This is a genomic window from Leifsonia sp. Root227 (assembly GCF_001428745.1).
Classification (GTDB): Bacteria; Actinomycetota; Actinomycetes; order Actinomycetales; family Microbacteriaceae; genus Leifsonia.
In genome coordinates this window covers 457499-477112 of sequence record NZ_LMIO01000003.1, presented here as the reverse complement: position 1 = coordinate 477112, position 19614 = coordinate 457499, and the positions used below count along the sequence as shown (strand labels likewise).

Annotated in this window: 19 protein-coding genes; 8 read left to right on the top strand and 11 right to left on the bottom strand. The window is 70.9% G+C overall.

The genetic code is table 11. The annotated features are described in order from the left end of the window. Nucleotides 1-37: 37 nt before the first annotated feature. Complete coding sequence (locus tag ASE16_RS12315; RefSeq protein ID WP_055895304.1) at nucleotides 38-871, top strand: DsbA family protein; 834 nt, start codon at nucleotides 38-40, stop codon at nucleotides 869-871. Between the two features lie 138 nt (nucleotides 872-1009). Next, nucleotides 1010-1345 (top strand): hypothetical protein, encoded by a 336-nt coding sequence (locus ASE16_RS12310; RefSeq protein ID WP_235500478.1) that lies wholly within the window; start codon nucleotides 1010-1012, stop codon nucleotides 1343-1345. A 145-nt stretch (nucleotides 1346-1490) separates the two neighbouring features. On the opposite strand, the gene ASE16_RS12305 is transcribed toward ASE16_RS12310, so the two are convergent. The 3 genes from ASE16_RS12305 to ASE16_RS12295 are packed head-to-tail and all read right to left on the bottom strand — an operon-like array spanning nucleotide 1491 to nucleotide 4836. Further along, on the bottom strand, nucleotides 1491-2408 hold the full coding sequence (locus ASE16_RS12305; protein WP_055895302.1) for a ribokinase: 918 nt from the start codon (nucleotides 2406-2408) through the stop codon (nucleotides 1491-1493). A 26-nt stretch (nucleotides 2409-2434) separates the two neighbouring features. Next, nucleotides 2435-3883 carry an MFS transporter gene (locus tag ASE16_RS12300; protein WP_055895300.1) on the bottom strand — a complete coding sequence of 483 codons (1449 nt, stop codon included), beginning with the start codon at nucleotides 3881-3883 and terminating at the stop codon, nucleotides 2435-2437. Further along, nucleotides 3880-4836, bottom strand: a complete 957-nt coding sequence (locus tag ASE16_RS12295; protein WP_082581420.1) for a nucleoside hydrolase — start codon at nucleotides 4834-4836, stop codon at nucleotides 3880-3882. Before ASE16_RS12295 ends, ASE16_RS12300 begins: the two co-directional genes overlap by 4 nt. 92 nt (nucleotides 4837-4928) lie before the next feature. Here ASE16_RS12295 and ASE16_RS12290 point away from each other — a divergent pair, with 92 nt between their 5' ends. Continuing rightward, nucleotides 4929-6005, top strand: coding sequence for a LacI family DNA-binding transcriptional regulator (locus ASE16_RS12290; protein WP_082581419.1), 1077 nt, complete (start codon nucleotides 4929-4931; stop codon nucleotides 6003-6005). Nucleotides 6006-6078: 73 nt separating this feature from the next. Here ASE16_RS12290 and ASE16_RS12285 read toward each other — a convergent pair whose 3' ends face one another. Together ASE16_RS12285 and ASE16_RS12280 are read right to left on the bottom strand one after the other, a co-directional pair. Next, entirely contained in the window at nucleotides 6079-7041 is a 963-nt protein-coding gene (locus tag ASE16_RS12285) for a nucleoside hydrolase (RefSeq protein ID WP_055895295.1), read from the bottom strand. A gap of 76 nt (nucleotides 7042-7117) precedes the next feature. Beyond that, the gene (locus ASE16_RS12280; RefSeq protein WP_055895293.1) at nucleotides 7118-7702 is read right to left on the bottom strand and encodes a TetR/AcrR family transcriptional regulator; all 585 of its coding nucleotides are present in this window, start codon (nucleotides 7700-7702) and stop codon (nucleotides 7118-7120) included. 134 nt (nucleotides 7703-7836) lie between these two features. On the opposite strand from ASE16_RS12280, the gene ASE16_RS12275 reads away from it, so the two are divergent. From ASE16_RS12275 to ASE16_RS12265, 3 genes are read left to right on the top strand one after another with little or no spacing between them, the layout of a single operon-like run. Continuing rightward, entirely contained in the window at nucleotides 7837-8433 is a 597-nt protein-coding gene (locus ASE16_RS12275; RefSeq protein ID WP_055895291.1) for a DUF6230 family protein, read from the top strand. Next, complete coding sequence (locus ASE16_RS12270) at nucleotides 8424-8927, top strand: DUF6114 domain-containing protein (RefSeq protein WP_055895290.1); 504 nt, start codon at nucleotides 8424-8426, stop codon at nucleotides 8925-8927. The genes ASE16_RS12275 and ASE16_RS12270 overlap by 10 nt, the downstream gene beginning before the upstream one ends. 50 nt (nucleotides 8928-8977) lie before the next feature. Next, the gene (locus ASE16_RS12265) at nucleotides 8978-9676 is read left to right on the top strand and encodes a hypothetical protein (protein WP_235500477.1); all 699 of its coding nucleotides are present in this window, start codon (nucleotides 8978-8980) and stop codon (nucleotides 9674-9676) included. Between the two features lie 55 nt (nucleotides 9677-9731). Here the strand turns inward: ASE16_RS12265 and ASE16_RS12260 are convergent, their stop codons facing one another. Further along, nucleotides 9732-11180 (bottom strand): 2-isopropylmalate synthase, encoded by a 1449-nt coding sequence (locus tag ASE16_RS12260; RefSeq protein WP_200949633.1) that lies wholly within the window; start codon nucleotides 11178-11180, stop codon nucleotides 9732-9734. A gap of 311 nt (nucleotides 11181-11491) precedes the next feature. Between ASE16_RS12260 and ASE16_RS12255 the strand changes: the two genes are divergently transcribed. After that, entirely contained in the window at nucleotides 11492-12175 is a 684-nt protein-coding gene (locus ASE16_RS12255) for a FadR/GntR family transcriptional regulator (protein WP_082581417.1), read from the top strand. A gap of 54 nt (nucleotides 12176-12229) precedes the next feature. On the opposite strand, the gene ASE16_RS12250 is transcribed toward ASE16_RS12255, so the two are convergent. The 4 genes from ASE16_RS12250 to ASE16_RS12235 all read right to left on the bottom strand — a co-directional run bounded on the left by ASE16_RS12250 (nucleotide 12230) and on the right by ASE16_RS12235 (nucleotide 15604). Beyond that, on the bottom strand, nucleotides 12230-12892 hold the full coding sequence (locus ASE16_RS12250; RefSeq protein ID WP_082581416.1) for a DUF1992 domain-containing protein: 663 nt from the start codon (nucleotides 12890-12892) through the stop codon (nucleotides 12230-12232). A gap of 29 nt (nucleotides 12893-12921) precedes the next feature. Beyond that, nucleotides 12922-13383 (bottom strand): pyridoxamine 5'-phosphate oxidase family protein, encoded by a 462-nt coding sequence (locus ASE16_RS12245; protein WP_055895286.1) that lies wholly within the window; start codon nucleotides 13381-13383, stop codon nucleotides 12922-12924. Between the two features lie 81 nt (nucleotides 13384-13464). Next, entirely contained in the window at nucleotides 13465-14070 is a 606-nt protein-coding gene (locus ASE16_RS12240) for a dihydrofolate reductase family protein (protein ID WP_055895284.1), read from the bottom strand. 13 nt (nucleotides 14071-14083) lie between these two features. Further along, complete coding sequence (locus ASE16_RS12235) at nucleotides 14084-15604, bottom strand: hypothetical protein (protein WP_055895282.1); 1521 nt, start codon at nucleotides 15602-15604, stop codon at nucleotides 14084-14086. A gap of 173 nt (nucleotides 15605-15777) precedes the next feature. Here ASE16_RS12235 and ASE16_RS20330 point away from each other — a divergent pair, with 173 nt between their 5' ends. Further along, nucleotides 15778-18666: a helix-turn-helix transcriptional regulator gene (locus tag ASE16_RS20330; RefSeq protein ID WP_055895280.1), complete on the top strand. Its 2889-nt coding sequence runs from the start codon at nucleotides 15778-15780 to the stop codon at nucleotides 18664-18666. 77 nt (nucleotides 18667-18743) lie between these two features. Here ASE16_RS20330 and ASE16_RS12225 read toward each other — a convergent pair whose 3' ends face one another. Continuing rightward, nucleotides 18744-19610 (bottom strand): oxidoreductase, encoded by an 867-nt coding sequence (locus ASE16_RS12225; protein ID WP_055895278.1) that lies wholly within the window; start codon nucleotides 19608-19610, stop codon nucleotides 18744-18746. Between the last annotated feature and the right edge of the window lie 4 nt (nucleotides 19611-19614).

Genomic DNA, 19614 nt, shown 5'->3' with positions numbered 1-19614 from the left:
CGACCGCCGAGAAGAGGCGAGGGAACACGCTCGCCTCATGCGCGAGGAAGCCGCCAAGAAGGCCAAGCGTCGCAAGATCATCGTGCAGGGTTCCGTGATCGTCGGGATCGTCGCGGTGCTCGCCATCGTCGGCGGGTTCATCTTCGCCGGGGTCAGCGCGGCCAACAACGTCGCCAACCCGAAGAACATGCTCAGCGGCGGCATCCTGCTCACGGCATCGGACAAGGCGGTGACCACGCCGGCGATCGCGAAGGGCGCCGACCCGACGCCCACCAAGCAGACGCTCGACGGCAAGACGGCGCACATCCAGATCTGGCTCGACTACCAGTGCCCGTACTGCGACCAGTTCGAGACCACGAACTCCGACCAGATGAAGAAGTGGATGGCGGACGGCCAAGCGACCCTGGAGATCCACCCCGTCGCCATCCTCGACTCCTCGACCAACAAGAAGTACTCGACCAGGGCCGCGGCCGCCGCGTCGTGCGTGGCGAACTACCAGCCGGACAAGTTCTTCGACGTCAACAGCGCCCTGTTCGCCAACCAACCGGATGAACAGACAGGGTCGGGTCTCACGAACGCGGAGATCCTGAAGCTGTTCAAGGGCGCCGGGGTGTCGTCCCAGCAGATCACCGACTGCGTGAACGATCAGCGGTTCGCGAAGTTCGTCACGAACCGCACCACCTCCGCGGTCGCCGACTCGCAGTTGCGCGGTCCGAGCGGCTTCGGAACGCCGACCGTGTTCGTGAACGGACAGCGCTACTCCGGTGGCTTCACGGACGCCACCACGTTCGCATCGTTCGTGCAGACCGCGGTCAACGACGCAGGCAGCAGCGGAAGCGTGACCTTCCCGACGCCGGCACCCAAGAAGTAGGGCTTTCGCCCGACAGAAGCGCCCGGTCTTCCCGACCGGGCGCTTCGTCGTTCCGCGACGGGTTCCTCCGCCTTCTCGGTTCCTACGTGGCGGTGTAGCGTTCGCTGCATCAGCACTCCGACGGCGAAGGGAATCACCATGGACCGCATCCCGGACGATGGCATCGACGGCCTCGACGACGACCTGCTCGGCGACGCAGACGCCGGCGACACGGCCGGCTGGGTCGACCCGGCCGACGGCGACGTCGACTACGCGGCCAACGACCCGATCGCGGCCGCCGACTTCGCCGACGACCTGGTGACTACGGATGCGGTCGCCGGCGAGACGGTCTGGCCAGGCGCGGGCGACGGCAACGACGGCCCCACCGGTGGCTCGCCCAGCGAGGCCTCCCCCGTCTACGACGAGCACGCCTCCGCCGCCGACGTCGACGCCGACCCCGACGCCCCCGACGCCGCGACCGACCCCGACGCCTGACCCGCCCCGCCCCTCGCCGCCCGTTCCCCTCCAGGCCCCTCTCGCAGCAATCGAGCCGGGACTTGTGCACACTGCGCGACGGCGTGTCGCGTGCACAAGTCCCGGCTCGCTTGCTGCGCGGCTGAGGCGAGCTGCGCGGGTGGGGCTAGCGGGTGGCGCGGAAGGCCTCCAAGGCCGCGAGGGTGGGGTAGGAGGACTGGGCGCCGTGGCCGGTGGCCGCGTATGCGCCGACGGCGGCGGCGAAGGCGGCCGCCTGGACCAGCGCGTCGCCTGCGGCCAGACGCAGCGCGAGGGCCCCCATGAACGCGTCGCCGCATCCCGTGGTGTCGACCGCGGTGACAGGGACGGCAGGGACCGTCGCGCTCTCGCCGTCGTCGAAGACGAGTGCGCCCTCGGAGCCGCGCGTGACGACGGCACGCCGGATGCCGCGACCGGCGAGCCGGGAGGCGACCTCCGCCGCATCCACCGACTCCACATCGACGCCGAGCAGCGTCGACGCCTCGTGCTCGTTGACGAGCAGCACGTCCGTCGCCGCGAGCAGTTCCTCCGGCACCTCCGCGTACGGCGAGAGGTTGAGCAGCACGGTCGCGCCGTCCGCACCGGCCCGCTGTGAAGCAGCCAGCACCACCGAGGTGTCGATCTCCAGGCAGAGCCCGAGCACGGCGCACCCGGAGAACTCGTCGCTCCCCCGCACGTCGTCGGCGGTCAGCCGGTCGTTCGCGCCGGGGCTGACGACGATCGTGTTCTCGCCGTCCGCGTTCACCGTGATCATCGCGGTGCCGGTGGCGACACCGTCGATCAGGCGCACGCCGTCGACGTCGGCGCCTGCGCGGCGCAGCGAACCGGTCAGCAGTTCGCCGTGCGCGTCGGCGCCGACCGCTCCGAGCATCCGGACGTCACCTCCGAGCAGCGCGGCAGCCGCCGCCTGGTTCGCACCCTTGCCTCCCGGCAGGGTCGCAAGCTCAGAGCCGCGCACCGTCTCCCCCGGTCCGGGGAAGCGGTCGGTGCGGACGACGAGGTCGGCGTTCAGCGAGCCGACGATCAGGATGCCGGAGTCAGTCATTCCACAACCCTCTCATCTTCCTCTGGTCACGCCTCGGCCGTCGCGGGCTTCGGGATGAGGAACGATACCGCGAGCGCGACGACCGTGATCGCCGCCCCCACGAGCATCCCGGCACTGTAGCCGACCGTGGAGGTGCTTCCGGCCGGGCTGAGGACCACCTGCAGCACGGGCAGCAGCGCGAAGCTGAGGCCGGCACCGAGGTTGAACGCTCCGGCGTTGAGGCCGGGCAGGAACCCGGGGTTGTCTGCGGGAGACAGCACGATGCCGAGGCCGTTCAGCATGATGTTAGCGATGCCCGCGTAGCAGACGCCGATCAGCACGGTGGCGATGATCAGCACCGGAAGCGAGTGCACGCCGACGAACGCCATGATGAGCGTGGCGACGATGCTTCCGACGAGGCCGACGCGCAGCACGGTGCGGTAGCCGAGCGTCGGCGCGAGGCGTCCTGCGAACGGCCCGACGATCCAGCCGACGATCGCGTACGGGGTGAGGAACGCCAGGGAAGCGAGGTCCGCCTGCATCCCGAACCCGGCGTCGCCGTTCTGCGCGAGCGAGGTGACGAGTCCGTTGACGACGGCGAAGACGCCCGTCATCGTCAGCAGGGTGGTGACCAGCAGCGCCCAGGTGCTGCGCTGGCGCAGGTACTTCGGCGGCACCAGCGGCTCCCTGATGCGCTTCTCCACGAACCAGAACACCACGAACGCGACGAGCGACAGCACGATCCCGCCGATGACGAGCGCCCAGTTCGCCGCGGCGAGCTTGCCTGCCTCGTTGAGCGCCATGAGCAGCGCGCCGATCGAGACGACCAACGGGATGACGCCCCACCAGTCCATCCGCGTCCCTGCGGACGGCTTCGACTCGACACCCCACCACAGCACCAGCGCGACGGCGACCACGGAGACGACCGCGATCACCCAGAACACCGAGCGGAAGCCGAGGGTGGTGGCGAGCCAGCCGCCCGCGATGGCGTCGATGCCGGCGATCCCGCCGTTCACCGCGGTGAGCAGGCCCATCGCCGCGCCGTACTTCTTCGGGTCGGAGATCTCGGCGCGCAGCATCAGCAGACACACCGGCACGACGGGACCGGACACCCCCTGGATGGCGCGGCCGACGTACAGCATCGGCAGGTTGACGGCCAGGGCTGCGACGATGCTTCCGAGCATCATCACCATGAGCATCCCGATCAGGATGCGCTTGCGGCCGACGATGTCGCTCAGTCGCGGCAGGAACAGCGAGAACAGCGCAGCGAGTGTGAAGAACATCGTCTGCGAGAGGCCGACGGAGGCGTCGTCGGTCTTCAGTTCGTGCGCGATGGTGACGAGCACGGGGCTCAGCATGCTCGCGTTGAGCTGGAAGGCGACGCAGGCGGCGAGCAGCGCCGCGGTCAGGGCGGCGAGGCTCTTGCCGCCGCTGGTGCGGCCGGTGCGTGCGCTGGTGGATGCGCCGGGTCCGGTGGATGCGGTCACGTTGCTCATGCCTGCACCTCGCCGATGCGCTCGAGGGCGTCCACGACGAGTGCCCAGAAGCGCTCGTGGTCGAGCTCGGTCGCCGCCCAGGTGGTGCAGTCGTCCGGCGCGGGCGCGCGGAAGTCGGCCACGGTCATCCCGAGGGTGAGCGTGCCGGTGAGCTCGATGTCGATCGGCACCTTGACGGTGCGCACGACGCTGGGGTCGATCACGTACGCGACGGCGCACGGGTCGTGCACGGGCGGGGCGTCGAAGCCCTGCGACTCCTTGTAGGTGTGGCCGAAGAACTCGAGCAGCTCGACGACGAACTGCGACGGCTTCGTGCCGACCGCCGCGATCGCCTTGACGACGTCGGGCGTGGCGAGCGCCTGGTGGGTGAGGTCGAGGCCGACCATCACCACCGGCCAGCTCTCGTTGAAGACGATGTGCGCGGCTTCCGGGTCGATCTTGATGTTGAACTCGGCGACGGCGCTCCAGTTGCCGATGTGGTAGCCGCCGCCCATGAGCACGACCTCCTTGACCCGCTCAGCGATGCGCGGCTCTTTTCGCACGGCGAGGGCGATGTTGGTGAGGCCGCCGGTCGGCACCAGGGTGACCGTGCCCGGCTCGTGCGCCATGATCGTGTCGATGATGAGGTCGACCGCGTGACGCGCATCCACCTGCATGGTCGGCTCGGGGAGGACGGGGCCGTCCATGCCGGAGTCGCCGTGGATCTCCGGCGCGTTCTCGATGGTGCGCACCAGCGGGCGGGTGGCGCCCGCGGCGATCGGGACGCCGATCATGCCGGCGATCTCGGCGACGGCGAGGGCGTTGCGGGTGACTTTCGGCAGGGTCTGGTTGCCGACCACCGTCGTGACCGCGAGGAGGTCGATGTCCGGGTTCCCGTGCGCCAGCAGCATCGCGATGGCGTCGTCGTGCCCTGGGTCGCAGTCGAGGATGATTTTCTTGCCCGTATCTGTCACGGGGGCTCCACTTCGTCGGGGGATGAGTTAAGCGCTTAATGCTTATCACGTTAAGCGCTTGACGTTAAATCGGGCGCCGATACGATCGAGGTATGCCCCGACCATCCAGAGTGACCGCCGCGCAGGTGGCCGCGCACGCGGGGCTCTCGATCGCGACGGTGTCGCTCGTGCTCAACGGCAAGACGGACGGCCGGGTCTCCCCCGCGAACATCGAGCGGGTGCGTGCGGCCGTGGCTGAGCTCGGCTACGTGGTGGATCAGGGGGCGAGCGCGCTCGCGCGCGGACGTTCCGACCTCGTGGTGCTGGTCGCACCCGACCTCTCCAATCCTTTCTTCGGCTCGGTGATCCAGGGCATCGAGCAGGAGCTCGGTCCGCGCTTCCAGCTCGTGCTCTCTGTGACGGAGAGCGGGGTGCAGCCGTCCGCATCCGACGTCCGCCGCTTCGCCGGGCTCCGGCCCGCCGGGTACCTTGTGGATGCGCCCTCGGACGAATTCCTCGACGAACTCGGCGACGACGTGCCCCTGGTGGTGCTGGATGCGCCGGAGCTGCGCACCGACGTCGCCGCCGTCAACTACGACATGCGCGACGCGATCGACCAGCTCGCCGCGCACCTCGCATCCCGTGGCCACCGAGCGCTCGGCTACCTGGACAGCATCACAGGCACCCGCACCTTCCAGCTCCGCCGGGAACAGCTCACCGCTGCCGCCGCACGCAACGGGATGTCCGTGAGCGCACCGGATGCTGCCCGCAGCATCATCGAGCTGGGCGCGGCGGCCACGGCGTTCGCCTCCGCGTGGCCGCAGTGGCGTGCGGAGGTCGTGACCGCGGTGGTGTGCGCGACCGACACGCACGCGTACGGCGTGCTGGAGGCGGCGCGCGAGGCCGGGCTGTCCGTGCCGGGCGACGTGGCGGTGACGGGGTTCGACGACCTCCCGTACTCGCGCGTGACGGCGCCGCCGCTGACGACGGTGCGCCTGCCGGGCGAGCCGCTCGGCCGCGCGGCGGCCCGCCGCCTCGCCGCGCAGATCGACGCGCCGTCCGCGACGGATGGCGCCCTCGCCGCGGCCGCCGGCGCAGCGGCGGCGCCTGCCGCTGGCGCCGCCCCCGCGACTCCCGCCGACCTCGTCGCCACCTTCATCCCCCGGGGCTCCACCGCCACCCCCACATAAGCGAGCCGGGAGTTATGCACGCGACACGCCGCGTCGAGACGGCGTGTCGTGTGCACAAGTCCCGGCTCGATGGCTACGCGAGCAGGCGTTCGAGCAGGTGAGCGTCGAGGGGGCGGTCGGTGCCGAGGACGACGCGGATGTGCGCGCCCGGCTGATCGACCGGACCGAGGCGCTGGCCGCGCAGGTCGCAGATGGTCTGGCCGCGCGCCGGGCCTGCCGTCGCATCCACCACGACGTCGACCAGCGGCGCGTTGGTCGGCAGGATCGCGCCGACCGCGATGGCGGCGGCGAGCGGGTCGTGCAGGGCGCTGGCACGGCGGCCGTACAGGTCGACGTAGAAGTCGAAGTAGTAGCCGAGCATCGCGCCGACCGCACGGGCCAGCGGCTTCTCCGCCGCGAGGAGGCCGGCGAGGTGCTCCTCCTCGAAGGTGTTCTCCACGGTCACATCCAGCGGCACCAGGGTGAGCGGCCAGGGCGCGGACAGCATGACGGCCGCCGCCTCCGGGTCGTTCCAGATGTTCGCCTCCGCCACCGGCGTGACGTTCCCGGATGCGAAGGCCGCTCCGCCCATCGCCGTGACGGCGGCGACGCGGCCGGGCAGCGATTGGTCGAGGCGCAGAGCGAGGGCGATGTTGGTCACCGGCCCGATCGTGATGACCTCGAGGCGCCCGGCGTGCTCCTCCGCGAGCCGGATGAGGAACTCGGGAGCCGACTCCGCGATCGGTGTCAGATCGGTGTCCGGGAGCTCGACGCCGCCGATCCCGTTGCCGCCGTGCACGTGCTCCGCTCCCCCGTCGAACGCGCGGGCCAGCGCGTCGTGCGAGCCGACGGCGACCGGGATGTCCCCTCGTCCGGCGAGCGCCAGGATGCGCAGCGTGTTGTCCGCTGCCTGGGCGGCACTGACGTTGCCGCTGACCGTGCCGATCCCGACCAGCTCGATCTCGGGAGACGCCAGCAGGTAGGCGATGGCGAGCGCATCGTCGATGCCCGTGTCGCAGTCGAGGTAGACGGGACGGCGGCTGGTGGGTTCGGTCATGTGCACTCCGGGCTCAGTGGATGGGCGCGTGTCGGCCGAACACGAGGCTACCGCCCCAGCCGCGAACCCCGCGCGGTCAGAGGGCGGCGACGACCGCGCGGACGCTGCGCTCCAGGAACGCGACCACCTCGTCCGACGCCAGGTCCGTCCCGAGGGCGCTGCGCACGAGCGCCTCCTCCGCGAACGCCACCCAGGAGCGCAGCGCGATCCGCAGCAGCTCGGTATCCGGCACGCCCAGCTCGATGAACACCGCGATCACCCGCTCCGCCTGCTCCGCGCGCGCCTCCTCCACCACCTCGCGCACCTCGGTGTCGCCGCTGGCCACGCCGCGCACCAGGGAGTAGAAGGTGCCGCGGTGGTCCCGCACGAACTGGACGATCCTGCTGAGGGTGTCGTGCAGTCGGTCGAGCGGTGGCAGGTCGGACTGCGGCTGGGTGGCGTGCAGCATGCTGTCGCGGGCCGTCCTGACCACTTCGCGGTGCAGCCCCTGCTTCGTCCCGAAGTAGTGGAACAGCAGCGCCCGCGACACGCCGGCCTTGGCCGACAGTCCTTCGATGGTGAGCGCATCCAATGGGTTGTCGACGAGGAAGGCGACACCGAGCGCGACCAGCTGAGCCCTGCGCTCCTCCGGAGTGAGCCTGGTGCGCCGGTCGATCTCCATGCGTCGAGCCTAGCCATCTGAGTCCCCCGCCGATCGCCCCACTATTGACAAGCCGTCAATAGTGAATATGCTCGCTGTGGGGTTCCGACCTGACAAGCACCGCCGCTGTCAAGACCCCCAAACGAGGAGGATCAATGAAGTTCCGCTCACTCACCCGTTCCCACACCGGGCGCATCGTGCTCGCGGCCGTCCCGGTGGCCGTGGTGTCGTCGCTGCTGATGGCCGGGGTCGCCAACGGTGCCGTGCCGGTCTCGTTCGCGGTCTCCGGCAGCCAATTCCAGATCAGTGCGTCGCAGCTCGACGGCACCGGCTTCAGCCAGTACGCGGGAGTCGCACCGGACACGGCAGGCAAAGACCACCAGGTCGCCATCGCCAACATCAAGTCGGCGACGCTCGCCGACCTCTGCCAGTCGGTGGTCACCGACACCCCGATGGGCAAGGTCGGCCTGCTCATCACGGCCGGCGGCGACGGAGCCCCAGCGAGCGCGTCCGACCTGCAGATCGGGATGACGGACCTCAAGGGAGACTCGACGTTCGGCAACATCCGCATCGGGGTCGACGCATCCACCGTCAACACGGCGGCCAAGGGCGGCGTCGGCGACTTCGCCCAGGATGCGGACACGGTGAAGATCGCGAACCTGCAGCAGACCGCATGGAGCACCCAGGCATCGGTGTTCACCCTGACCGGGATGCACGTGCAGCTCACGGACGGGTCCAAGGGATGCTTCTGAACGCGGCGGAGCGCAGTACGCGCCGGCGCAGCGAGCGCAGCGAGCGCTCCCCCTCCGGCTCGGCCTGGTCCCGGTTCTCGCACTGGCGCAGGCAGCGTCCGTTCCTCGGCGGACTGCTGATCGCGCTCGGCGGCATCGAACTGTTCTTCTCCGGCCAGCTCGACATCGGCAAGATCCACGTGCAGCTCGGCATCGAGGGCCTGCAGGCGACGATCATCCCGATCGTGCTCGTGCTGCTCGGCGTGCTCATCGTGCTCATGCCGGCGCACCGGATCTTCTACGGTGTGATCGCACTGGTGGTGGCGGTGTACTCGCTGGTCGGCGTGAACCTCGGCGGCTTCTTCGTGGGAATGCTGCTGAGCACGGTCGGCGGCGTGCTGGCCGTGGCGTGGATGCCGCGGGTGGCAGACAGCGCGGCAATAACGCACGTTCCCACGGCGTCGTCCGCCGCCGATCCGTCCGCCGAGGCGGCAGGCGAGGGGAGCGCATCCTGATCCGCCGCACTCCGACCGGCAGGCGCGGGATGCGCCGAAGCACTCTGGCCGTGTGTGTCACTGTGGCGCTGGTCGGCTTCGGGTTCGCTCGCGCGCCGATGATCGTGCCCGAGGGTTCCTGGTGCATCCCGTTGCTGATGGACTGCAGCACGCCGACGCCCACCCCGACACCGACCTCCAGCGGCGGCTCCGTGCTGCCGAGCGCCCCGGCCGTCCCCGGAATCCCCGGAGTGCCCGCAGCACCCGGCAGCACCCCGACTCCGAAACCCACACCGGGGTCGACCGCGCCTGACGCCCCTGCCACCCCCGCCGCCCCGGCGTCCCCGGACGGCGCCGCCCCGGTCTTCGCCCAGCCGCCTGCGCAGCTCGGCAGTTCGTCGCTCTCCTTCTCCGGCCTGCGCTCGCTCAGCGTCGTGACGGTCCCCGTCGCGGACGGCAGCCGCATCCCGGTGCTGAAGCTGGTCGCCGACGAGATCACCATCGACGGCTTCAGCCTCACCGTGCGCAAAGCCACCGGACCGATGCTCGCGACGACCGCCGACCGGATGCGCCTCCAGGGCAACGTGCAGGTCTACCTCGACTCGGTCACCGCGACAGGCAAGGACGGGAAGTCGCTCACCCTCGGCGCGGCGACGCCCCCGCCGGCCGACGGCCTTCCTCCGCAGCTGCTGAAGGTCACCCTCGGCCTCGTCGGCGTCACCGCGGACCAGATCACCTTCACGAACCCGCACCAGCACCTGACCGAGTAGCCGCAGGCAATGGATGCGCGGGGTGCGGGACCTGAGCCAGCGCACCCCGCGCCGCTCAGCGCTCCGTCACCGCCACCCAGCGCTCACCGCCGGCCGCCGTCATCCTCACGAACGTGTAGCGGCCGCCGTCCACCCGCTCGGTCACCGCGCCCTCCCCGATCTGCTCGTCGACGTACGTCCGCTCGAACAGCTCCGCGAGGCCCGCGCTGCTGATCTCCGCACCCGACGCATCCACCGCGTCCTGCACGATCGCCGCGAACTCCACCTGCACCGCGCGCGGCAGCTCGATGCCGTGGTCGGCGCTCAGGACGTACGCGATCCCGCCCTTGCCGGACTGCGAGTTCACCCGCACCACCGCCTCGTAGTCACGGCCAACATCCACAGGGTCGATGTGCAGATACGGCACGCGCCACGGGTACGTCGACGCATCCTGCACAGTCGCGAGCTCGGCCGCGCGCGCCGCGAAGCCCTTCTTGATCGCATCCTGGTGGGTGCCGGAGAACGCTGTGTACGCGTACTCGCCGACGTACGGGTGACGCGGGTGCACCGGGATGCGCGTGCACGACTCGACTGCCTCGCGGACGTCGTCGATGTCGGAGAAGTCGATGCACGGGTCCACGCCCTGCGAATACAGGTTGAGCGCCAGAGTCGCGATGTCGACGTTGCCTGTGCGCTCCCCGTTCCCGAATACGCAGCCCTCGACGCGCTGGGCTCCGGCGAGCATCGCCAGCTCGGCGGCGGCCACACCGGTGCCGCGGTCGTTGTGCGGGTGGATGGACAGGATGACCCCGTCCCGCCGGGCCAGGTGCCTGCTCGCGTACTCGATCTGGTCGGCGTAGAGGTTGGGGGTCCCGATCTCCATGGTGGCCGGCAGGTTGATCGTCACGGGTCGAACCGGCGACGCTTCCCAGAAGTCGGTGAGGCCGTTGCACAGGTCGATGGCGAAGTCGGACTCGGTGAGGTTGAACACCTCAGGCGAGAACTGGAACCGGGTGAACGTGCCGCGCAGACGGTCAGCGCCGCGCTGCATCTCAGCGGCCGCCGCCATCACCGTCTCCGTCAGTTCGCCTCTGCCCTGGCCGATCACGATCTCTCGCCAGAGCGGTGCCGTTGCGATGTAGACGTGGATGACCACGTTGCGCAGCCCGCGCACCGACTCGACCGTGCGCTGGATGAGGTCGGCCCGCGCCGCGGTGAACACCACCACCGTGACGTCGTCCGGCACGGCGTCTCTCGTGGCGAGCTCGCGCACGAACCCGAAATCGCTGGCGCTGGCCGACGGGTAGCCGACCTCGATCTCTTTGTAGCCCATGCGCACATAGAGGTCGAACAGGCGGCGCTTCCTCGGCGCATCCATCGGGTCGGCGAGCGCCTGGTTGCCGTCGCGCAGGTCGACCGGCACCCAGAGCGGTGCACGGGTGAGCCGCGCCTCCGGCCAGCGGCGGTCGGCGAGGTCGGGCAGATCGACGCGATCGTGCGGTGGGAGGTATTTACGGAACGGCATCCCACTCGGGGTCTGCGGGTTCCATGCGGGGTGTGTTGGCGGGGCTGGGTGCGCAGGCGGGGCTGGGTGCGCGGGCGGGGCGCCCTGTGCGGCCGATGCGGCCTGCGCGTCCACGGGGTGGGAATTGCGGTCGTTGCTCATGTTCTGTCGTCCTTCGAGAAGTGTCCGGCGACCGTCGCGCGACCTCCACGACGGCGCCCGGTCTCGGCTAGCGCTCGTCGTGGCGACGAAGAAGGAGGCTGAGCACGAGTCGGAACATGATGACCTCAGCATAGAATTGATCAGGTCATCAGACAAGTTTGGAGGTGCCTATGGGTGGACACGGGTTGGTTCGGGCATCCCTGCCGTTGCGGATCGCCGACGACCTCGCGTCGCGGATCGCTCTCGGGGAGTGGCCGGTCGGTACGCGTCTCCCCACGGAGAAGACGCTCTCGGAGCTGTACACCGTCGGCCGTTCGACGATCCGCGAGGCGATCCGCACGCTTGCGGCGCGCGGGCAGGTGGCGCCGCGCCAGGGCGCAGGGATCTACGTCATCTCCACGGCGGCCCAGTCGGACGTGCAGCGACTCCTCAGCCGCGCCGAACTCGCGGACGTCTTCGAGGCCAGGGTCGCGCTCGAAGCCGAGGCGGCGCGCCTCGCCGCCCTGCGTGTGACGCCCGCAACAGTGGGCGCGCTCCGAGCCGCCGAACAGGACCGCGCCGAAGCGCACGCGCTCGGCCCGAAAGCGTTCGCGGAGGCCGACGTCGACCTGCATCGCAGCATCGTCGCCGCCTCGGGCAATCCGGTCATCCTGACCCTGTTCGAGCAGTTCGCGCCGGCGCTCGGCGATGCTGCGCGCGAGCTCGCGACGTTCGAGACAGGCGAGGACAGCCCGATCGGCGCCGACATCGACGAGCACGCCGACCTCGTGGATGCGATCTGCCGCGGCGACGCCGAGGCCGCCGCCGCCGCAAGCAGACGGCTCGGCGACCACATCGTGCGCGCGTTGCGCTGACGAGGGAACCCGGCTCGCTGCGTCCGTCCTGGCGCGCCCGCCGCTCCCGCTGCGTCAGTCCCGTTCCGTCTCCCGGCGCGCCCGCCGCTCCCCCGCCGCCGCCCGCCGCTCCCGCGCCGCCGCCCTCCGCTCGCGCCACGTCAGCGTGACCTCCTCCGCCTCCTGCCGCTCCCGCTCCGCCTGCGCCGCCCGCACGCGCGCGTCGCGACGTTCCCGCCACCGCGCGACTTCCGCATCCACGTCTCTGGTCGGCGTGACGACGGGCGGCCCGCCCTGCAACTGCCTGCGCGCCTCGATGACGCGCTTGTTGAAGTCGTGCAGGATCTCGCGCACCCGCGCCTCTGAGCCCGTCGCATCCAGTTTGGCTTCGAGTTGCTCGTTCTCGGTGCGGAGGGTGAGGGCGGGCGGGCCGAGACCGGTGAGGCGTTCGCGTTCGATCTTGCGCCTGATCCACCAGTCGGGGTCGTGCGTCCCTGTCAGGTTCTCCAGCGGCTTGCCTGCGCCGGGAAGGTTGTCGAAGTCGCCGCGGCGGATGGCCTGCTGGATCGCGTTCTCCACGACGTGGGCGCGCTGATCCATCGTCGGCGCCCCCGCGTTGTTCTGCTCTGCCTCCTGCGGTTCCTCCCCCGCCTGCCGACACTCCTCGTCGACCAGCCGGTCGACCAGGTAGCGAGCGGCCTCCACGCGGGAGTCGCTGTGCTCCTGCCCTTTCGCCATACTTCCAGCGTACGACGACGGATGCGCGCTCAGACCTCCAGCGACAGGTCCAGCTCGTTCCCCTGCTGCGCGTCGCCTCCGCGGACGAGCAGGTAGCGGTGGGCGATGTCCGCCAGGTACAGCACCAGCGAGCCCGTCGGTGCGAGGTCGTCGGGATCGAGCTGCCTGTCCGGCGGGAGGCGCCGATTGAGGGCGTGGAGCGCATCCGGGATGGCCGCCTCGGGAGCGGGGTGGGCGCGTGCGTCGAAGTACGCTGCCTCCGCGTGACCGACCGCGACGGTCGAGTCGAACACGGTCAGCGCCACCTCCGGCCGCGCGGCGATGTTGCGCGAGTGTCTGCTGTCCGGCGACGACACCCAGCAGAGCCGGTCCTCCCCGACCGGAGCGAAGAAGACCGGGGTCGCCCACGGCCGCCCGTCGTCGCCGACGCTGGCGATCACCAGGTAGCGGGTCGCGGCGACGACCCGCTCGATGTCCGTCCTGTCCGGCATGGTTCCTCCCTCTTCCCGAGTCCGTCTTCCGTGCCCCGACCGGCATCAGCGCCTACTTCGGCGCCATCGCCCCCAGCACCCTCATCGGCCCACGACGTCATACGTCACATGCGTCGCCCGCGGCGACACCACCACCTCCCGCTGCACCAGCGCAGCGGCCCCCGCCACGGCGAACAGCCGCGTTCCCGACCCCACCAGCACCGGCGACAGGTGGATGCGCAGCTCGTCCACCAGCCCGGCCGCGATGCACTGGTCCACCACGTTCGCCCCGCCCATCACCACCACGTTCTTCTGCCCTGCAGCCTCGCTCGCCTGCCGGACGGCGTCCTCCACTCCCCCGGTCGCGAACCGGAACCGGGAGGCCAGCCGCACGCTCCCCGGCACCTCGTGGGTGACCACGAAGCACGGGGGCGCGACCGTCTGATCCTGGTCGTAGCCGTACCCGATGTCGTCGTTCCAGCCGTCCGGTCCGTCGACGACGTCGAACAGCCGACGCCCGAGCACCACAGCGCCCGTCTCCGCGAAGGCGCGCGCCAGCACCTCGTCGTCGACCGCCGAGCGCGGCTCCTCCAGCACCCAGGCGTGGATGCCCTCTCCGCCGATGCCGAGGCCGTGCTCGGGGTCAGCGCCCGGGCCTGTCACATATCCGTCGAGCGACATCGAGATGTCTGCGATCACTCTGCTCACGATGGTCCTCCGATCACTCGCCGCCGGCCAGATACAGCACAGCCGGCCCGGCAGGGAACGGCGAGGAGAACTCGACCGCCGCCGACGCTTCGACGACCACCCGCTCCCCCGGCGTCGTCTCCCTGTTGCTCACATCGAACCACTCCACGGTGTACACGCCAGTGGGCAGGTCGACCGTGAACGGTCCGTCCTCCGGTTGCAGCACCAGGTATTCGACACCGGGGTTCACCAGCGCGTACCCCGTGGATGCGGTCTCCCCGCCGGGCAGCGCGTCGATCAGCCCCATACGTTCGGCGTATCGCCGGGTGTCCCCCATCGCCCACCGCGCCGGTTCGTACGCCTCGAACGGCGGCACGCCGGTGTCTGCCGGGTCGGCGCCCGTCGGCTCCAGGCCGCCGATCAGGCCGAAGTCCATCAGGATGGGGTGACCTCCCCGGAGGAACGTCTTCCACGCCCACAGCGCATCCCCCTGGCCTGGTGCGTAGTGGTCGGTGTCGCTGACGATCACCTTGGCGCCGTCTGCCGCCGGCGGGTCGGCATACCAGCGCGACGGTGGGGAACCCGGCGCCATCGGGTGGCCTCCGTCCGCGAAGATCTCGTCGTCGTAGCCGGGCGAGATCCACTCAGCACGGCTGGCGAGCAGCGGGTCGTTGACCTCGGTCTGCACCGCGACAGGGAACTGCATGGTCATCCCGATGGGATGCGGCGCATAGCCCTGCGCCAGCTCGTGCTCCTTGACCGTGTCGATCACCCGGTACTGCCACGCCGTCGAGTCTCCCCAGTGCGGTGCGGCGCTGAGGCCGATGAACCCTGCGAACTCGTCGGTGACCGAACCGCCGCCCGACGACTCGTTGGCGACCTCCCACAGCACGGTGGGGAGGTCGTGGAGTGTGTCGACGACGCGGCGGATGTACGCATCCTGAATCGCCTGCACGCGCGGGTCGAGTGGGAGCACCTGCAGGTCGTCGATGGATGCGGCAGCGATGCCGTTCACGTTGTTGGCGGCGTGGAAGGGGTGACCTTCGATGTGGTCGGGGGCGGGGCTCAGGTGCAGCGCCCAGCCGTCGAACAGCATCACGCCCACGTAGATGCCCGCCTCGCCCGCCGCGACCACCCTGTCGCGGAGCCGCTGGAAGTATGCGTCGTCCAGCCGGTCGAGGTCGAAGCGCGGCTTGCCGTCCTTCGCGGTTCCCCCGCCGGTTCGCTGCCACGGTTGCGGGCTCATGTTCAGGTGGTAGTTGCCGCCCGCTGCCTGGGAACGGATCTGCTCCCAGCGCCACAGCCGGATGAAGTTGTGGCCGCGTTCGCTGAGGAAGCTCAGGTAGGCGTCGAAGTCCATCCGCTCCGCCTCGGCCGGGTCGTCTACGCTCTGGGCGTCTGGGCCGGGGCCCATCCCGTCGTGGAAGTTGTTCCAGATGTGCGACCCGGTGAGGTAGACCGCTCGCCCGGCGTCCGGGCCGGATGAGGGGGTGAAGTACCGCGGGTTCTTCGGCGAGACGATCAGCGGTCCCGTCGTCTCAGGGGTGGATGTCATGCGCCTCTCCATTCGTGCCGGTGGTTTCTCTGCTCCGAGTCTCGTGCGCTGCTCCGGCGGGAACATCGGCCACCTGGCCGATCCTCTGTCGTGGCCGATGCTCTGTCCCGGCCGATCTCATCCGGCTGCCCCCGCCCGTGGTCACGCGGCATCGCCCGTGGCAGGGTGGACCCATGACCACGCGCGATGGGCACGCGGAGCAGCCGCCGGCCGGCCGAGCGCACGCTCCCGCCGTCCCATTGACCGCGTTCGTGGGGCGCGCCGCCGAGCTGCGCACGGCCGATCAGCTCGTGAACGGCTCGCGCCTGGTGACCCTCACCGGCCCTGGTGGCGCCGGCAAGACCCGGCTCGCGGCGGAGGTGGCACGCGGGCGCGCCGACCGGCATCCGGATGGCGTGCACTGGGTCGACCTGTCCGCGCTGACCGAGGGCGCACAGGTCGCAGAGGCGGTGGCGACCGCCGTCGGCGCGGCCGTCGGAGCCCCCGTCGTCGGCGACCAGCTCAGGACGGTCTGCGTCCACCTGTCCACGCGGCGCGTGCTGCTCTGCGTCGACAACGCCGAGCATCTCCTCGACGGGGTAGCAGAGACTGTCTCTGCCGTGCTGCAGAGCTGCCAGGGCGTCACCGTGCTGGTCACGAGCAGGGAACCGCTCGGGCTGGCGGGCGAGGCCGTGCTCGACGTCCCACCCTTATCCGACGACGACGCGGTCGCTCTGTTCGTGGACAGGGCACGTCTGGCCCGGCACGGATTCGCGCTCGATGAGGACTCGGAGCCTGCCGTCCGCTCGATCGCCGCGCACCTCGACGGCATCCCGCTCGCCATCGAACTCGCGGCCGCCTGGATGCGCACCCTCACGCCCAGGCAGGTGGAGGAGGGTCTGGACGACCGCTTCACGCTGCTCGTCCGCGGCCCGCGCGGTGCCCAGCGACGTCAGGCGACGCTGGCCGGGTCGATCCAGTGGAGTCACGACCTACTGGACGACGTCGACCGCGTGGTGTTCCGCCGCCTCTCGGTGTTCGCCGGGACGTTCGGGATGCGGGCCGCTCAGACGCTTTGCGCCGGCGGCACGGCGTCGGCGGGCGCCACCGCCTCGACGGCCGACGTGGAGCCCGCCGACGTCCTCTCATCCATCGGGCGCCTCGTCGACAAGTCCCTCGTGGTCGTCGACGAGCGGAACGGCGAGGCTCGTTACCGCCTGCTCGAGACCATCCGCGCCTATGCGACCGCTCGTGCCGTCGACGCGAAGGAGCGCGACGACCTCCGGACCCGTCACCTGGCGTGGTCCCTCGACCTCGCCGAGTCCGCCGAGCGCGCCAGGGAGGGCAACGACGACCGGTGGCGCGACGCCCTGCTGACCGACTACGACAACCTGGCCGCCGCGCTGGAAACCGGACTCGCGGCGGACGATCCGGACGCGGGCCGCCGACTCGCCGCATCCCTTGCCTGGTTCTGGCATTTCGACCGCAGAGGCAGAGACGGCCTGGACATCCTGCGCAGGGCGATCGAGCGCTCCCCCGACGACCGCTCCGTGCTCCAGGCCAGGATGCTGACCGGCTTCGCTCTCGTAGCCGACACCGCAGAACCGTTGGATGTCGAGTACGACGCCGCCGCGCGCGCCGCAGCCCTCGCCGGGGAGGTCGGCAACGACGGGCTGCTCGCCCTCTCGCTCAACCTGCTGGCCGTCGGCGCGTTCTACGTGGACTTCGACGAGGCGTGGCGGCTGTGCGATCAGGCCGCAGCAGCGGCCGAGGCGAGCGGCAGCATCGTCGTCCGGGGCGGTGCGCGCGCACTGCAGGCGATGATCCTGCACCTGCAGGACCGGCACGAGGAGGCGTCGGCGCTCGCCGACGATTCCGTCCTGGATGCGCTGCAGCACCACAGGGGCATCCTCTCCACCCTGCTCGTCTACCAGGCCGACGGCGCGTTCGCCTGCGGAGACCCCGCGCGGGCGCAGGACCTGGCGGAGGAGGCGCTGCGGGTTGCGGAGCCGCTGGGCGACTATCTGCGGCTCGGCTTCGCGCGCTCGATGGTCGCGCAGCTCGTCGCGCTGCGCGGCGACCCAGCCGGTGCTGCGGAGGTACTGGAGCCGATCATCCGGTTCGCCGGCCGGGCGGAGGTCTTCGTCCCCGGGCTCGACCGCGCCGCAGCAGAGGTCTCGATGCTCTCCGGGGATGCGGGTGCGGCCGTCGACCGGCTGCGTCCCTCCGCCGCGTCCACCGAACGCGGTGCACCGACCTGGATGGCCGGCAGAGCGCTCCCTCGTCTCGGCGCCGCCCTCGCCGCCGCCGGACGCACGGACGAAGCAGCCGCCGTGCTCGACCGGGCGGTCGAGGTCTGCCGCCGCCTGCACCTCCCTGGGGCGCTCGCCGACGCGCTCTTCGCGCAGGCGGAGCTCGCCGCGGGTGACCGGGGCAGTGACCCCGGCGCGCTCGCCCGCGCGACCGAGCTCCACCACGCCGCACTGACGATCCGCATCGAGCACGGACTCACGACGGCACAGCTCGACAGCCTCGAAGCCCTGGCCAGGATCGACGCGACGCAGAAGGCGACGCCCGACGCCGTGCGCATCCTGTCCGCCGCGTCGAGCGCGCGGGCGCGCCTCGGCATCCCGCTCTCCGTCGCGCAGCGGGCCGCGCACAACGCCGTCATCGCGGCCCTTCGCCGCGCGCTGGGCGACGCCGCCGTCGACGCTGCCGCGGCGGAGGGCGAGCGGCTCCCCCTCGATCAGGCCGTGAGTTCCGTCCGCCGCGCTCGCGGCCCGCGCGGCAGACCGGCGAACGGCTGGGCCAGCCTCACCCCCACCGAGCGGGAGGTGGCCGGCGTCGTCGCCGAAGGACTCACCAACCCGCAGATCGGCGCCAGGCTCTTCATGAGCCGCGGCACCGTGAAGACCCATCTCTCGCACATCTACGCGAAACTCGGCGTCGCGGGCAGGACGGAACTTGCGGCCGCGGCGGTCGTTGAGGCGGCGGTCGCGGGGGGGGCGGGGACTGCGGCGACGGCCGACGCGCCCGGCACGGCGGGCTCGGCGGGCTCTGCGGGCGCCTCGACCCGCCGCTGACGCACCCTCGGGATGCGCGACTCAGCCCACCCCCGCACCGACCGTGTGACGCGACCCGCCCATCGCGCCCACCTCCGTCACGCGCCGATCGCGTTCAGCCGCTCCACCGCATCCACCGGCAGCTCCAGCCCGGCTCCCGCGACGTTCTCCCGCAGGTGCGCCCGCGTCGAGGTCCCAGGGATCAGTAGCATGTTCGGCGAGCGCTGCAGCAGCCAGGCCAGCGCGACCGCCATCGGGGTCGCGCCGAGCTGCGCTGCCACCTCGCCGAGCTCGTCGGACTGCAGCGGGGTGAAGCCGCCGAGCGGGAAGTACGGCACGTATGCGATGCCCTGCCGCGCTGTCTCCTCGATCATCGGATCGTCGTCTCTGTGGGCGATGTTGTAGAAGTTCTGCACCTCCACGACGGGAGCGATCGTCTGCGCCTCCGCGAGCTGTTCGACACTGACCGTGCTGAGTCCGATGTGCCGGATGTGCCCCTGCTGCTGCAGTTCGGCGAGTGCCTCCATCTGCGGGGCGATGCTGCCGGGCTCCGGAGCACCGAAGCCGCCCATCCGCAGATTGACGACGTCGAGCGCCTCCAGCCCCAGCGTGCGCAGGTTGTCGTGCACGGCCGCGCGCAGCTCGTCGGGGGTGCGGGCGTCCGGCCAGCCGCCCTCCGCATCGCGCCGGGCGCCGACCTTCGTGACGATGTGCAGGTCGTCCGGATACGGGGCGACGGCCTCCCTGATGATCTCGTTGGTCACGTGCGGACCGTAGTACTCGGCCGTGTCGATGTGCGTGATGCCGAGGTCGACGGCCTCGCGGAGCACGGCGACGGCCTCGGCGCGGTCGGCGGGCGGGCCGAAGACGCCGGGTCCCGCGAGCTGCATCGCGCCGTAGCCGACGCGGGTGAAGTCGAGATCGCCGACGGTGTATGTGCCGCCGGGGAGGATCGAGGATGCCATGGTT